Annotated in this window: 17 protein-coding genes; 16 read left to right on the top strand and 1 reads right to left on the bottom strand. The window is 69.0% G+C overall.

Annotation, left to right across the window (positions count from 1 at the left end; translation table 11 throughout):
* Positions 1 to 14: 14 nt before the first annotated feature.
* The 8 genes from thrS to DNK54_RS04270 all read left to right on the top strand — a co-directional run bounded on the left by thrS (position 15) and on the right by DNK54_RS04270 (position 7,326).
* Positions 15 to 2,099: a threonine--tRNA ligase gene (gene thrS / locus DNK54_RS04305; protein ID WP_110205671.1), complete on the top strand. Its 2,085-nt coding sequence runs from the start codon at positions 15 to 17 to the stop codon at positions 2,097 to 2,099.
* Between the two features lie 8 nt (positions 2,100 to 2,107).
* On the top strand, positions 2,108 to 2,644 hold the full coding sequence (locus DNK54_RS04300; RefSeq protein ID WP_110205670.1) for an HIT family protein: 537 nt from the start codon (positions 2,108 to 2,110) through the stop codon (positions 2,642 to 2,644).
* Entirely contained in the window at positions 2,641 to 3,885 is a 1,245-nt protein-coding gene (locus DNK54_RS04295) for an arginine deiminase (protein WP_110205669.1), read from the top strand. Before DNK54_RS04300 ends, DNK54_RS04295 begins: the two co-directional genes overlap by 4 nt.
* 34 nt (positions 3,886 to 3,919) lie before the next feature.
* Positions 3,920 to 4,540: a phosphatidylinositol phosphate synthase gene (gene pgsA / locus DNK54_RS04290; RefSeq protein ID WP_110205668.1), complete on the top strand. Its 621-nt coding sequence runs from the start codon at positions 3,920 to 3,922 to the stop codon at positions 4,538 to 4,540.
* 66 nt (positions 4,541 to 4,606) lie between these two features.
* On the top strand, positions 4,607 to 5,518 hold the full coding sequence (pdxS, locus tag DNK54_RS04285) for a pyridoxal 5'-phosphate synthase lyase subunit PdxS (protein WP_110205667.1): 912 nt from the start codon (positions 4,607 to 4,609) through the stop codon (positions 5,516 to 5,518).
* Positions 5,515 to 6,270: a hypothetical protein gene (locus DNK54_RS04280; protein WP_110205666.1), complete on the top strand. Its 756-nt coding sequence runs from the start codon at positions 5,515 to 5,517 to the stop codon at positions 6,268 to 6,270. The genes pdxS and DNK54_RS04280 overlap by 4 nt, the downstream gene beginning before the upstream one ends.
* An 11-nt stretch (positions 6,271 to 6,281) precedes the next feature.
* Complete coding sequence (locus DNK54_RS04275; protein WP_110205665.1) at positions 6,282 to 6,824, top strand: DUF6891 domain-containing protein; 543 nt, start codon at positions 6,282 to 6,284, stop codon at positions 6,822 to 6,824.
* Between the two features lie 88 nt (positions 6,825 to 6,912).
* Positions 6,913 to 7,326, top strand: a complete 414-nt coding sequence (locus tag DNK54_RS04270) for a hypothetical protein (protein ID WP_110205664.1) — start codon at positions 6,913 to 6,915, stop codon at positions 7,324 to 7,326.
* 36 nt (positions 7,327 to 7,362) lie between these two features.
* On the opposite strand, the gene DNK54_RS04265 is transcribed toward DNK54_RS04270, so the two are convergent.
* Positions 7,363 to 8,370 carry a nitronate monooxygenase gene (locus DNK54_RS04265; protein WP_204164401.1) on the bottom strand — a complete coding sequence of 336 codons (1,008 nt, stop codon included), beginning with the start codon at positions 8,368 to 8,370 and terminating at the stop codon, positions 7,363 to 7,365.
* A 57-nt stretch (positions 8,371 to 8,427) separates the two neighbouring features.
* On the opposite strand from DNK54_RS04265, the gene pdxT reads away from it, so the two are divergent.
* The 8 genes from pdxT (at position 8,428) to DNK54_RS04225 (ending at position 14,611) form a co-directional block, all read left to right on the top strand.
* A complete protein-coding gene (pdxT, locus tag DNK54_RS04260; protein ID WP_110205663.1) occupies positions 8,428 to 9,063 on the top strand; it encodes a pyridoxal 5'-phosphate synthase glutaminase subunit PdxT in 636 nt (211 codons plus the stop codon).
* Between the two features lie 16 nt (positions 9,064 to 9,079).
* Positions 9,080 to 9,844 carry a YebC/PmpR family DNA-binding transcriptional regulator gene (locus tag DNK54_RS04255; RefSeq protein ID WP_110205662.1) on the top strand — a complete coding sequence of 255 codons (765 nt, stop codon included), beginning with the start codon at positions 9,080 to 9,082 and terminating at the stop codon, positions 9,842 to 9,844.
* Between the two features lie 175 nt (positions 9,845 to 10,019).
* Positions 10,020 to 10,562, top strand: coding sequence for a crossover junction endodeoxyribonuclease RuvC (gene ruvC, locus DNK54_RS04250; RefSeq protein ID WP_204164400.1), 543 nt, complete (start codon positions 10,020 to 10,022; stop codon positions 10,560 to 10,562).
* Entirely contained in the window at positions 10,559 to 11,161 is a 603-nt protein-coding gene (gene ruvA / locus DNK54_RS04245) for a Holliday junction branch migration protein RuvA (RefSeq protein WP_110205660.1), read from the top strand. The genes ruvC and ruvA overlap by 4 nt, the downstream gene beginning before the upstream one ends.
* Before the next feature lie 4 nt (positions 11,162 to 11,165).
* Positions 11,166 to 12,227: a Holliday junction branch migration DNA helicase RuvB gene (gene ruvB / locus DNK54_RS04240; protein ID WP_110205659.1), complete on the top strand. Its 1,062-nt coding sequence runs from the start codon at positions 11,166 to 11,168 to the stop codon at positions 12,225 to 12,227.
* Between the two features lie 60 nt (positions 12,228 to 12,287).
* Positions 12,288 to 12,593, top strand: coding sequence for a preprotein translocase subunit YajC (gene yajC, locus DNK54_RS04235; protein ID WP_110205658.1), 306 nt, complete (start codon positions 12,288 to 12,290; stop codon positions 12,591 to 12,593).
* Between the two features lie 4 nt (positions 12,594 to 12,597).
* Positions 12,598 to 13,134 carry an adenine phosphoribosyltransferase gene (locus tag DNK54_RS04230; RefSeq protein ID WP_110205657.1) on the top strand — a complete coding sequence of 179 codons (537 nt, stop codon included), beginning with the start codon at positions 12,598 to 12,600 and terminating at the stop codon, positions 13,132 to 13,134.
* A gap of 40 nt (positions 13,135 to 13,174) precedes the next feature.
* Positions 13,175 to 14,611 carry a glyceraldehyde-3-phosphate dehydrogenase gene (locus DNK54_RS04225; protein ID WP_110205656.1) on the top strand — a complete coding sequence of 479 codons (1,437 nt, stop codon included), beginning with the start codon at positions 13,175 to 13,177 and terminating at the stop codon, positions 14,609 to 14,611.
* The last annotated feature ends 106 nt before the right edge of the window (positions 14,612 to 14,717 follow it).

The raw sequence follows: 14,717 nt of genomic DNA, 5'->3' as shown, positions 1-14,717 counted from the left end.
CTCCAGGAGGAAACGTGTCCGAGATCCAGGTCTCCGTCGTCGGCGCCGAAGGGCCAGCGCAGCAGACGGTTCCTGCGGGCACGCGCGCCTGGGAGCTCTTCCGCGACGACGCCGACGTGATTGCTGCGCGGGTCTCGACAAGCTCGACCACCGGCGGAGCAAGCTCGACCACCGGCGGGGCAAGCTCGACCACCGGCGGTGCGGACGCGACCACGGAAGCCGTGCTCAAGGACCTCTCCTACGTCCTCGCCGAGGGAGACGTGGTCGTGGGTGTCCAGATGGGCACCCCCGACGGCCTCGACATCCTGCGCCACTCCACTGCGCACGTCCTGGCGCAGGCCGTGCAGCAGGTGTTCCCGGAGGCGAAGCTCGGCATCGGCCCGCCGATCCAGGACGGCTTCTACTACGACTTCGACGTCGAGACGCCGTTCGTGCCCGAAGACCTCGACAAGCTCGAGACCGCGATGCGCAAGATCATCAAGGAGAACCAGCGCTTCGAGCGCCGGGTCACCACCGACGCCGACGCGCTGGTCGAGCTGGCCGACGAGCCCTACAAGGTCGAGCTCATCGGGCTGAAGGGCGGAGTCTCGACAGGCTCGACCACCGACGCGATCGCCGAAGGGGCGAGCGCGGAGGTGGGTGCCGGAGAACTCACCATCTACGACAACATCAACCGCAAGGGCGAGGTGGCCTGGAAGGACCTCTGCCGCGGGCCGCACCTGCCCACCACCAAGCGCATCCCGGCGTTCAAGCTGATGCGCACGGCGGCGGCGTACTGGCGAGGCAACGAGAAGAACAAGCAGCTCCAGCGCGTCTACGGCACCGCCTGGCCCAGCAAGGAGGAGCTCGACGCCCACCTGCACCGGATCGAGGAGGCGGAGCGCCGCGACCACCGCAAGCTCGGCCGCGAGCTCGACCTGTTCTCGTTCCCCGACGAGATCGGCTCCGGGCTGCCGGTCTTCCACCCCAAGGGCGGCGTGATCAAGCGGGCGATGGAGGACTACGTCCGCGAGCGTCACATCGCCGAGGGCTTCGAGTACGTCGGCACCCCGCACATCGCCAAGGAGGGGCTCTTCTACACCTCCGGCCACCTGCCGTACTACGGCGAAGGCATGTATCCCGCACTCGACGTCGACGGCATGGACTACCGCCTCAAGGCGATGAACTGCCCGATGCACAACCTGATCTTCCGTTCCCGGCAGCGCTCCTACCGCGAACTGCCGCTCCGACTCTTCGAGTTCGGCCACGTCTACCGGCACGAGAAGTCGGGCGTGATCCACGGCCTGACCCGCGTGCGCGGCTTCGCCCAGGACGACTCGCACTCCTACGTGACGCCGGAGCAGGCACCTGCCGAGGTCGAGCACCTGCTCAACTTCATGCTGTCGCTGCTCCGCGACTTCGGTATCGACGACTTCTACCTGGAGCTCTCCACCCGTGACGACTCCAAGGACAAGTTCATCGGATCCGACGAGGACTGGGAGAAGGCGACGCAGGTGCTCGAGGAGGTAGCGCGCGCCACCGGCCTCGAGCTGGTCCCAGACCCGGGTGGCGCGGCTTACTACGGCCCGAAGATCTCCGTGCAGGCCAAGGACGCTATCGGGCGCACCTGGCAGATGGGCACCGTCCAGTACGACTTCAACCAGCCCTCACCCGACCGCTTCAACCTGGAGTACGTCGCCGCCGACGGCAGTCGCCAGCAGCCGGTGATGATCCACTCGGCGAAGTTCGGCTCGATCGAGCGGTTCATGGGCGTGCTCGTGGAGCACTACGCAGGCGCGTTCCCGCCCTGGCTCGCACCGGCCCAGGTGCAGGGCATCCCGATCGCGGAGCGGCACGTCGACTACCTCTACGAGGTGGCGGCAGAGCTGAAGAAGCACGGGATCCGCGTCGAGATCGACGAGTCCGACGACCGGATGCAGAAGAAGATCCGCAACGCGCAGCTGCAGAAGGTGCCGTTCATGGTCATCGCCGGTGACAACGACGTCGAGGCCGGTGCGGTGAGCTTCCGCTATCGCGACGGTCGTCAGGACAACGGCGTGCCGATCGCCGAGGCCGTCCAGCGGGTGGTCGACGCCGTCGTAGCGCGCGAGCAGGTCTGAGCGTCGAGATGGAGCAGCGGCAGCACGGGGTCGGCGAGCCGGACGGGCTGGAGCGGATCTGGACGCCGCACCGGATGGCCTACATCCGGGAGAGCGACACCGACGTGGGATGCCCCTTCTGCACGATCCCGTCCGGTGCGTCGGCGGCCGGCCTCGTGGTCGCGCGCGGCGAGCACACCTACGGGGTGCTCAACCTGCATCCCTACAACCCGGGCCACCTCATGGTGCTGCCCTACCGGCACGTCGCCGGCCTCGATGAGCTGACCAAGGACGAGTCCGACGAGCTGATGGCGCTCACCCAGGCCGCGGTGCGGACGATCCGGGCGGTCAGCAACCCGCACGCGTTCAACGTCGGCATCAACCTCGGCCGGGCGGCCGGTGGCTCGCTGGCCGACCACCTCCATCAGCACGTGGTGCCGCGTTGGACCGGCGACGCCAACTTCATCACCGTCACCGGCGGCACGAAGACGCTGCCGCAGCTCCTCGGCGACACCCGCGAGCTGATAGCCGTCGCCTGGGACGGTCCGGGGGCGATCCACGAATGAGCGGTGCGGCGTACGGCGTGCACTCGGAGGTGGGAACCCTCCGGAAGGTGCTCGTCTGTGCGCCGGGGCTCGCCCACGCGCGCCTCACCCCGTCGAACTGCGACGACCTGCTCTTCGACGATGTCATGTGGGTGCAGAACGCCCAACGGGATCATGCCGAGTTCATGGAGCTGATGAGCGGTCGCGGGATCGAGGTGTTGGAGTTCCACCAGTTGCTGAGCGAGACGCTGCAGCAACCCGAGGCGCGCAGCTGGCTGCTGGATCGCAAGGTCACGGCCAACCAGGTCGGCCTCGGTCTGGTGGACGACACCCGCGCGTTCCTGGAGGCGCTGGTGGCCGAGGAGCTGGCCCGCTATCTCGTCGGTGGTCTGGCCGTCGCGGATCTGCCCGACGAACACCGCACGGACTACCTGGCGCTGGCCAGGGGATCTCGGGGTGTGCACGAGTACCTGCTCCCGCCGCTGCCGAACATGCTCTATACCCGCGACACCACCTGCTGGATCGGCGACGGCATGACGCTCAACCCGCTGCACTGGCCGGCACGACACGACGAGACCCTGCTCTACAAGGCGCTCTACTCCTTCCACCCCGCCTTCGCCGACGCGGGCATCCCCGTGTGGTGGGGCGACCCAGAGGTCTCGTGGGGGCAGGCGACGCTCGAAGGCGGAGACGTGATGCCGCTGGGCAACGGCGTGGTGCTGGTCGGGATGAGCGAGCGGACCTCCAGGCAGGCGATCACCCAGCTCGCGGCTCGGCTCTTCGAGGGCGGAGCCGCCGAGCAGGTGGTGGTCGCCGGGATGCCCAAGATGCGGTCGGCGATGCACCTCGACACGGTGCTCACCTTCGCTGACCGCGACGTGGTGACCGCCTATCGCGACGTCGTCGACCACCTGGCTCCCTTCACCCTGCGTCCCGGGGTCGGGGGCGGCGTACATGTCACCGCGGAGCGGCGCCACCTCACCGACGTCGTCGCGAAGGCACTCGGAATCGATGGGATCCGAGTGATCGAGACCGGTGGCGACGTCTACGCGAGCGAGCGTCAGCAGTGGGACTCGGGCAACAACGTGGTCGCGCTCGAACCCGGTGTGGTGGTCGGCTACGACAGGAACACCCACACCAACGCGCTGCTGGAGGCGGCCGGGATCGAGGTGCTCACCATCGTCGGCGCAGAGCTCGGCCGGGGCCGCGGCGGCGGGCACTGCATGACCTGTCCGCTCCTTCGCGACCCATGCGCGTGGTGAGTCCCCGGTGACCACCGGGTAGCCTGCTGCCGCCATGTTGGAGAGATTCCGCGCGTTCTGGACGCGCCTGCTGTCGCCGATCGCCCGCCTGTTCATCCGTCTGGGGATCAGCGCGGACGCCGTCACCCTCGTCGGGACCCTCGGCGTGTGCGCGGGTGCCCTGGTCTTCTTCCCCCAGGGAAAGCTGCTCACGGGTGTCCTGGTGATCACCGCGTTCGTCTTCAGCGACCTCATCGACGGTCACATGGCGCGGCTGACCGGCAAGACGAACAAGTTCGGAGCATTCCTCGACTCCACCCTCGACCGGATCGGCGACGGCGCGATCTTCGGCGGACTGGTGCTCTACTTCGCCGGTCCCGGCGACAGCCGGCTCTACACCGTCCTCGCTCTCGTCTGCCTGATCATGGGCGCGGTCACCTCCTACGCCCGGGCGCGAGCCGAGGGTCTTGGCTACGAGGCGAAGGTCGGTATCGCCGAGCGTTCCGACCGGCTCGTCTCGATCCTGGTGATGACTGGCCTCGGTGCGATCTTCGACCTGCCGATCCTCATGGAGATCACCCTGTGGGCACTCGCGATCGCCAGCACGGTCACCGTCGCGCAACGGATCTGGGTGGTGCGCAAGCAGGCGTACGCGGAGGCGGAGTCCGCATCCTGAGGCGGACCTGCCACGTGGCGTGAGACTCGGCTGAGGGCAGCGCGACGCTGGCTCTACGATGAGTCCATGGCTTCTGAGACTCATCTGGACGGCGCTGCGGCGACCGGTACGTCCGCGGTCAAGCGCGGCATGGCGGAAATGCTCAAGGGCGGCGTGATCATGGACGTGGTCACCCCCGAGCAGGCGAAGATCGCCGAGGACGCGGGAGCCGTCGCAGTGATGGCGCTCGAGCGGGTTCCCGCCGACATCCGCGCTCAGGGCGGCGTCTCCCGGATGAGCGACCCGGACATGATCGACGGCATCATCGAGGCCGTCTCGATCCCGGTCATGGCGAAGGCCCGCATCGGCCACTTCGCCGAAGCCCAGGTGCTGCAGTCGCTCGGCGTCGACTACATCGACGAGTCCGAGGTGCTGACCCCGGCCGACTACGCCAACCACATCGACAAGTGGGCCTTCACGGTGCCGTTCGTCTGCGGGGCGACCAACCTCGGCGAGGCCCTGCGCCGGATCACCGAGGGTGCGGCGATGATCCGTTCCAAGGGTGAGGCCGGCACCGGCGACGTCTCCAACGCCGTCACGCACATGCGCACCATCCGTCGGGAGATCCGCCGCCTCGGGGCGCTCGACGCCGACGAGCTGTACGTCGCGGCGAAGGAGCTCCAGGCGCCGTACGAGCTGGTCAAGGAGGTGGCCTCGACCGGCAAGCTGCCCGTGGTGCTCTTCACCGCTGGCGGTATCGCCACCCCCGCTGACGCGGCGATGATGATGCAGCTCGGCGCGGAAGGCGTCTTCGTAGGATCCGGCATCTTCAAGTCAGGCAATCCGGCGCAGCGTGCCGAGGCGATCGTCAAGGCGACGACCTTCCACGACGACCCCGACGTGGTGGCGAAGGTCTCGCGCGGTCTCGGTGAGGCGATGGTCGGGATCAACGTCGAGGAGATCCCGCAGCCGCACCGGCTCGCCGAACGCGGCTGGTGACCGACTCGGGCGAGGAGCGCGACGTCTCGGAAGGGTCGCGCACCTCGCCACGCCGACTGCTCGCCTGGACCGTCGGCGTCACTGCGGCGCTGGCTCTCTTCGTCTACGTGCCCGGTCCGGTTGCTACCGTGCTGCACAAGCGGGACGCTGCACAACTGGTCGATCAGGTTGCTGATCAACGGACAGCGGCCCTTCAGCGCGCGGAGACTGCCCGGTCAGCGCTCGCGCCGTTGGGTTCACCGGTGCGCTCCTGGTCTTCGGTCAACTGCGAGGTCCGCCCGCGCTACAGCGACGGGGACGGGGAGCAGGGGGTTGTCGTCCGCTATCAGCAGGCGTGCGAACCCATGGTCCGCGAGATCTATGCCCTGCCGAGCGGGCGCAGCACCGTGGCAGATGCGGCGGCGCTCCTGAAGGGCCGGCTGAGCGAGTCAGAGCGCACCTGCTATGAGCCGATCTACGATGTTGTGGACCTGCGGCTGGGGGAGATCGACGCCGATGGCTACGCGATGGCGCTGCGGTGGGTCGGCCGGCAGGGCAAGTCGTCACATGGTGACGTCTCCTGCGCGTTGCCGGTCCCGAATGACGACGGCGCGACCCGCGTCGAGATGATCGTCGACGAGCCGCTGACTGCCGATGCCTATGTGGTGTTTTCGGTGTTCGGTGAGACGGTCCTCAGCAACATCGGTTGCGAGCGGTCGGTTGGCTGGCTCGGCAGCTGCACGGACCCGCCGGAGGGCGCGCCCTACCTATGATCAGGAGAGCAATGCGACGGAGTACGCCGGAAGACGAGTTGCGCGACCTGGCGAGACTTCTGGTGCGCGCGGGCCTGGGCTCACCGGAGGACGTCCGCCAGGAGCTCGCGGACGCGATCGAGCGGCTGGTGCCCAGGCGAGATTCCGGCCGCCTGGCGGCCGCCTGGCTGGAGGAGGCCCGCCGCGATGCGCTTGCTGAGCAGGAGTCCTGGTCGAGGCGCACCGACTACGACCTCCTGGAGGAGGCCTTTGCGACCTGCGAGCAGCAAGGCGTGCGAGTCCTTCAGGGGGTCGCCGATCACTGGAGTGCCAAGGCGGAGCTGGAGCGGTCTCCCGGTGGGCGCGGCATCGTCTGGTTCACGGCACCCGACGTCTGGCACGCGATCGACCACGGGATGCTCGAGATCAACCTGTGGCACGCTGACACGGCCAATGCCGCACCCGGGGACGAGCTGCTCGACGAGGTCGTGGCGATCTTCGCCCGGCACGGTCTCGACGCCCACTTCGACGAGGGCCGGATCGAGGTGGCGGCGCACTGGCGGCGCCGGCTCTGAGAGCAGCCTGAACGGCAGGCGAAGCGGCGCGGCGCGCCCCTGTGGATAAGTTCTGCGGCCGTCGGCGATCCACGGCACCCTCGTCGCCATGACATTTCAGGACCTGCCCGACGACTGGAGCGACCGTTCGCTCACCCCTGACCTGCTGCCCGACATCGTCGACCTCTTCGTCAGCGACGAGGCTAAGAGCGCGGGTTGCCTCGCCCTGCTCGTGCTCGACAGCGAGCTCCGGATGCTGCAACCGATCGTGATCAGCGAGATGGCCGGGCACCGCCCAGGGGAGGGTGGCGGCGACTTCCTCGAGCAGTTCGCGGCGATGCTCGACGAGAGTGGTGCCCGCGTGGTCGCTGCGCTCGGTCGCCTCGGGGACGTGCCGCCGAGTGAGGGCGACGTGGCGTGGGCGTCCTACCTGCGGGACAGCCTCGGGGGTCGCCTGGTGGCCGTCTTCCTCGCCACCCGTGACGCGGTGGTCGAGATCGGCCCGACCACCGCAGCCGCCTGACCGTTCGGACCGATGCCGGGAGCCGGGCCCCGAGTGTCAGGGCGTCAGGCGAGCCAGGATCTCGGCAGCCGGGCCCGACAGGGCGGAGCGGTGGCCGGCTCCGGCCCAGAGTGCCATCGCCTCCGGGTCGCCGGCCTGCGCCGCCGCGGTCCGGATCGGTCGGGACAGGTGGTGCAGGTTCGGGTACGCCGCCACCGCGGTCGCCTCGTGGGTGCGCGTGAATTCGTTGGCGAGCGCTCGTGCCCACCGGCCGCTGAAGGCTCGGGTCACGACCGCCTCGCGAGGCGGGCCGGTCAACGCCTCGCGGTGCGGGAGGGGTGTCTTGCTCTCCTCCGCCACGAGGAAGAGCGTGCCGACGGCGACCGCGGCCGCGCCGGCCTCCACGAGCCGGTCTACGTCTGCGCTCTCTGCGACACCACCGCTCGCGATGACGGGGAGCCCCAGGTCGAGGACGGCACGAAGCACCTCCACGGTCGCGTCGTCGTTCGGCTTGTCGGCGAGGTGCCAGGTCCCGCGGTGACCGCCTGCTGTCGCGCCCTGGGCGACCAGGAGGTCTGCGCCGAGCACGACGGCCTCGCGTGCCTCGTGAGCCGAGGTCACGGTGAAGCCCACGGCGGTGCCGGCGCTGTGCAGCGCCTCGACGGCCGATCGCGGGACCGGGCCGAAGGTGAAGGTGACCAGCTCGACCGGGTCGGCAACCAGACGGGTGAGCTTCTCGGCGAAGGCGTCGTCGTCGAACCGTGGCCTACCTGGCGTGGTCCCGTATCGGGAGGCAGTCTCCGAGAGCGCTGCGCGATGAGCCGTGATCCGGTCGGCCAGCTCCGCGCTGCGATCGGTCTGCGGGGTGAAGAGGTTGACGGCCACCGGGCCGCCGGTGAGCGCGCGATAGGCAGCGATCTCGGCGCCCATGGCGTCGGCTGTGAGGTAGCCGGCTGCGAGGAACCCCAGGCCGCCGGCGTCGGTGACCGCCGCGGCGAGGGCCGGGGTCGAGGCGCCGGCCATGGGGGCCGCGACGACGGGGGAGGGACGATCGAGTGCACGCACGTGTCGAGGGTAGGACGACGCTCCGAGGCCTGCCCCGGCGACACTACGATGCGAGACATGACCAGGATCGGTGTGTTCGCGCTCCAAGGCGACGTCCGGGAGCATCTGCAGGCGCTCGGTGAGCTCGGGGTGGAGGCGTTCGGCGTCCGCCGGCCGGCGGAGCTGGAGCGATGTGACGGCCTGGTGATCCCTGGCGGTGAGTCGACCACGATGGGCAAGCTGGCCCGGATCTTCGACCTGCTCGAGCCGCTGCGGATGCGGGTCAAGGGCGGCATGCCCGTCTTCGGCACCTGCGCAGGCATGATCATGCTGGCTGACCGGGTGGTGGACGGCACCATCGACCAGGAGACGATCGGCGGCCTGGACATGACGGTGCGCCGCAACGCGTTCGGTCGCCAGGTGGACTCCTTCGAGACGCGTCTCAGCGTCACGGGCCTCGACCAACGGGTGCCGGCGGTCTTCATCCGGGCGCCCTGGGTCGAGGAGGTCGGGCCGGGGGTCGAGGTGCTCGCACGTGTCGACGCCGACCCGGCCTACGGGGACGCCGCGGGTAGGATCGTTGCGGTCCGGCAAGGCCGGCTCATGGCGATGTCCTTTCACCCCGAGATCGGGCAGGACACCTGGGCACACCGGTTGTTCGTCGATCTGGTCGAGGAGACCCTGCCCGCCGCGTCGGACCGACGACCGAACTGACCGGAAGAAGGACACCATGTCTGGCCACTCCAAGTGGGCGACCACCAAGCACAAGAAGGCCGCGATCGATGCCAAGCGCGGCAAGCTCTTCGCCAAGCTGATCAAGAACATCGAGATCGCAGCGAAGATGGGTGGTCCTGACCCTTCCGGCAACCCCACGCTCTACGACGCCATCCAGAAGGCCAAGAAGCAGTCGGTCCCCAACAAGAACATCGACTCCGCGGTCAAGCGCGGCGGCGGTCTCGAGGGCGGCGGCGTCAACTACGAGACGATCATGTACGAGGTCTACGGACCGCAGGGCGTCGCCTTCCTCGTCGAGTGCCTGACCGACAACAAGAACCGCGCGGCCATGGAGGTGCGGACCGCGGTGAACCGCAACGGCGGCACCATGGCCGACCCGGGATCGGTCTCCCGACTCTTCACCCGCAAGGGCGTCGTCATGGTCACCAAGGCTCAGGAGAGCCGGGAGGTGGCCGAGGACGACGTGCTCGAGGCCACCCTCGAGGCCGGCGCCGAGGACGTCAACGATCTCGACGAGGCGTTCCAGGTGCTCAGCGAGGCGACCGACATGGTGGCGGTCCGCACGGCGCTCCAGGAGGCGGGCATCGACTACGACTCCGCAGACGTGGAGTTCGTGGCCAGCATGGAGATCCCCGTCGACGCCGAGGCGGCAGGCAAGGTCTTCCGGCTCGTCGACGCGCTCGAGGACCTGGACGACGTACAGAACGTCTTCACCAACGTCGACGTGCCCGACGACGTGATGGCGGAGCTCGACGCCTGAGCCCGATCGACACGAACCGCCCGGCTCCCGCGTACCGGGAGGCGGGCGGTTTGCGTACCACGGCCGCGGCCCGACTCCCATGGTCGCGCGTGTCGCGACGCTGCGGCCCCGGGGCTGTTGTTAGGTTGAGGTACGAACATGTGTTCGGATGCCAGGAGGTGGACGCGTGCGCGTCATGGGGATCGATCCCGGGCTCACCCGGTGCGGGGTCGGCGTCGTCGACGGCTCGGTGGGTCGGCCGTTGCGGCTTGTGGACGTCAACGTCATCCGGACCTCCGCGCAGATCCCGGTAGCGACCCGGCTGGTGACCATCGAGAAGGGCATCGATGCCTGGCTCGACGAGTATCGCCCCGACGCCGTGGCAGTCGAACGGGTCTTCGCGCGCTCCGACGTCAGCACGGTCATGGGCACGGCGCAGGCCAGCGGTATCGCGCTCGTCTGTGCCGCGCGCCGCGGACTGCCCGTCGCCCTGCACACCCCGAGCGAGGTGAAGGCCGCGGTCTCGGGGAACGGGCGCGCCGACAAGGCCCAGGTCGGAGCGATGGTCGCTCGGATCCTCGGCCTCGATGCGGTGCCGAAGCCGGCCGACGCGGCGGATGCACTGGCGCTGGCGATCACCCATGTCTGGCGAGGCGGAGCCCAGGCTCGGATCGAGGCTGCCGTCGCGCAGGCCCGCGGTGCCGGCGTACGGGCAGCGACGCAGGCAGGCAGCCGATGATCGCCTTCGTCCGCGGCACCGTCGCCGCCGTCGGTCTCAACGACGCGGTCGTGGAGGTCGGCGGGGTGGGTCTGGCGCTGCAGTGCACGCCGCACACGATCTCGACCCTGCGCGTAGGGGAGCCCGCCGTCCTGCCGACCTCCCTGGTGGTGCGGGAGGACTCGCTGACCCTCTTCGGCTTCCTCGACGAGGACGAGCGTCAGTGCTTCGAGCTGCTGCAGACCGCGAGTGGCGTCGGGCCGAAGCTGGCGCAGGCGATGCTCGCGGTCTTCCGTCCCGACGACCTGCGCGTCGCGGTGGCTGGCGACGACGTCAAGACGCTGACGAAGGTGCCGGGCATCGGCCAGAAGGGCGCACAACGCATCATCTTGGAGCTGAAGGACCGGATCGGAGTGCTCCCGACCGGCGGCCCGCAGCGGCAATCGGTAGCCGGCGCCGGGGCGCCGTGGCGCGACCAGGTCCATCAGGGCCTGGTCGGCCTCGGATGGTCGGCGAAGGAGGCCGAGCAGGCGGTCGAGCTGGTCGCGCCCGAGGCCGGCGATGTTCCCGACGTCGCGGCCCTGCTCCGCGCTGCGCTGCAGGCCCTGAGGAAGGGCTGAGCGGATGGATCACTTCGAGACCGCGGAGCAGGAGCACCTCGACCGTTTGATGAACGCCGACGCGGACGGCGCCGAGCGGGCCGCCGAGGCGGCGTTGCGGCCGCGCACCCTCGACGAGGTCGTCGGCCAGCAGCGGGTACGCGATCAGCTCGGGCTGGTTCTCGACGCGGCGAAGGCGCGACAGCGCACCCCCGACCACGTCCTGCTCTCCGGTCCACCCGGACTCGGCAAGACCACCCTCGCGATGATCATCGCCGCCGAGATGACGGTTCCGCTGCGGCTGACCAGTGGCCCTGCCATCACCCACGCGGGTGATCTGGCCTCGATCCTGTCGGGGCTCAACGAGGGAGACGTGCTCTTCGTCGACGAGATCCACCGCATGTCCCGGGCGGCCGAGGAGATGCTCTACATGGCGATGGAGGACTTCCGGGTCGACGTGGTGATCGGCAAAGGCCCGGGGGCGACGGCGATCCCGCTGGAGCTACCCGCGTTCACGCTGGTCGGCGCGACCACGCGTGCAGGGCTGCTGCCCGGACCTCTGCGCGACCGGTTCGGATTCACCGGCCATCTCGAGTTCTACGAGCCCGATGAGCTCGACCTCATCGTGCGGCGCAGCGCCGGGCTGCTCCGTACCGAGCTGACCGATGACGGCAGCCGCGAGATCGCCGGGCGCTCCCGCGGTACGCCGCGGATCGCGAACCGGCTGCTCCGCCGGGTGCGCGACTACGCGCAGGTCCGGGCCGACGGCCTGGTCACGCTCGACATCGCGCAGCGGGCGCTGGAGCTCTTCGAGGTCGACGCCTCGGGGCTCGATCGCCTCGACCGGGGCGTCCTGGAGGCGCTGTGCCGGCGGTTCGCCGGCGGACCGGTCGGCCTCTCCACGCTCGCTGTCGCGGTCGGCGAGGAGCGGGAGACAGTGGAGGAGGTCGCCGAGCCCTTCCTGGTCCGCAACGGCTTCTTGGCCCGTACGCCGCGGGGCCGGGTCGCGACCCGGCTGGCCTGGGAGCACCTCGGCCTGACCCCGCCTCGGAGCGACGTGGCGGACGCCATGCTCTTCAACGAGTGATCTGAGGCTAGACTCCTGTGTCGTTCTGCCCTCGACATGTGCTGAGAGGTCCTACCCACCATGGGTGAGCTGGTTTCACTGCTCCCGATCATCGCGATCTTCGCGATCTTCTATCTGTTGATGATCCGTCCGGCGTCGAAGCGGCAGAAGGCCCTCCGCGAGATGCAGCGCAGTCTCGAGGTCGGCGACCGCGTGTTGACGCAGAGCGGCATCGTCGGCGTCATCCAGGCGTTCGAGGGCGACCTCGTGCGCCTACAGATCGCCGACGGCGTCGTGGTCACCGTGATCCGTCCCGCTGTGGCCGGACTCGCCGGGGAGGTCCTGGGGCAGCAACAGCCCGAGGAAGCGCCCGAGCAGGACGGGTGATCGGGTGACGGTCACCCGCGTCTGGACCGATCTGGTCAAGGACGTTCCTGACTACCCCCAGCCCGGCGTGATGTTCAAGGACATCACCCCGGTCCTGGCCGACCACGATGCGTTCACCGCGGTGGTGTCCGACCTGGCAGCGGCAGGTCGGAACGAAGCCGGCGACGTGGTGGTCGACAAGGTGGTGGGCATGGAGGCCCGCGGCTTCATCCTGGCTGCGCCGGTGGCGTTGGCCTTGGGCGTCGGCTTCGTTCCGGTACGGAAGGCGGGCAAGCTCCCACGGCAGTGCCATGCGATCTCCTACGAGCTGGAGTACGGCGAGGCGACCCTGGAGATGCACACCGACGCGATCGCGCCGGGGGAGCGGGTGCTGCTCGTCGACGACGTACTCGCCACCGGCGGCACGGTGGCGGCGACCCGCGAGCTGATCGCCCGCAGCGAGGGTGTGGCGCACGCGGTCGCCGTACTCATCGAACTCAGTTTTCTTCCGGGACGCGACGCGGTGGGAGACCTCCCGCTGACCTCGCTGCTCCGGGTCTGATCCTTCCCAACATCCACGAGAACCCGAGGTAGAAGTCAACGTGTCGACGTCGGACCACTTTGAAATCTGGCAGCGCCGCGAGGCCCTGGCCGAAGCGATGATCCCGGTGATCGGACGGCTCTACCGCGAGCGGGACGTCACCATCTTGGTGCACAGCCGGTCGCTGGTGAACAAGTCCGTGATCAGCATCCTCAAGACGCACCGCTATGTGCGCCAGATCGAGGACCGCGAGCTCGCCATCGAGGACACGTCCCCGATCCTCAATGCCCTCGCCGAGCTGGACCTCGGTCCGTCCCGCATCGACATCGGGCAGCTGGCCATCGCCTATGCCAAGGACGAGCGTGGCCTCAGCGTCGAGGAGTTCACCAAGGACGCCGTCGCCGGGGCCCTCGGTGACAACAAGGTCGTGCGCGAGGGACCGACCGACGTGGTGCTCTACGGCTTCGGGCGGATCGGCCGGCTGCTGGCACGGCTGCTGATCGAGAAGGCCGGCTCGGGCAACGGCCTGCGGCTGCGCGCTGTCGTGGTCCGCAAGGGCTCCGAGGACGACCTGATGAAGCGGGCCTCGCTGCTGCGCCGCGACTCGATCCACGGCCAGTTCAACGGATCGATCCACATCGACGCTGACGAGAACGTGATCTGCGCCAACGGCAACGCGATCAAGGTCATCTACTCCAACGACCCGTCCGAGGTGGACTACACCGAGTACGGCATCAAGGACGCGATCCTGATCGACAACACCGGCAAGTGGCGTGACCGCGAGGGGCTCTCCAAGCATCTGCGGCCGGGCATCGCGAAGGTCGTGCTCACCGCGCCGGGCAAGGGCGACGTCAAGAACATCGTGCATGGCGTCAACCACCACACCGTCGACGGCGACGACACCGTCATCTCCTGCGCGAGCTGCACGACGAACGCGATCGTGCCGCCGCTCAAGGCGATCAACGACGAGTTCGGCATCGTGCGAGGACACGTCGAGACGGTGCACTCGTTCACCAACGACCAGAACCTGCTCGACAACTTCCACAAGGGCAACCGGCGTGGCCGCTCGGCACCGCTCAACATGGTGCTCACCGAGACCGGGGCCGCCTCCGCCATCGCCAAGGCGCTCCCGGAGCTCGAGGCGCACATCTCCGGATCGGCGATCCGGGTCCCGACGCCGGACGTCTCGATGGCGATCCTCAACCTCGACCTGGCGAAGGAGACGACGCGCGAGGAGCTCAACCAGTACCTGCGCGAGGTCTCCCTGCACTCGCCGTTGAAGCGGCAGATCGACTTCACCACCTCCAGCGACGCCGTCTCCACCGACTTCGTCGGCTCCCGGCACGCCAGCATCGTCGACGCCAACGCGACGATCGTGAACGGGAAGAATGCGATCGTCTACCTCTGGTACGACAACGAGTTCGGCTACTCCTGCCAGGTCGTGCGTGCCGTCCAGCACATCTCGGGCGTCGAGTACCCGCTCTTCCCGCAGGACTGACGGCCGGCTCGCTGCCCCGCGCGCCCCCGCCTCGCCTATCGGTGAGCGGGGGCGCTCGTGCGTTTCCGATCTCCTAGACTGTGGCAATGGCCGACCAACACTCCGA

Source organism: Nocardioides daejeonensis (genome assembly GCF_003194585.1).
In the GTDB taxonomy this organism is placed as follows: domain Bacteria; phylum Actinomycetota; class Actinomycetes; order Propionibacteriales; family Nocardioidaceae; genus Nocardioides; species Nocardioides daejeonensis.
Note: the sequence above shows the minus strand (reverse complement) of the source record. Positions and strands in the feature narration are given on the sequence as shown.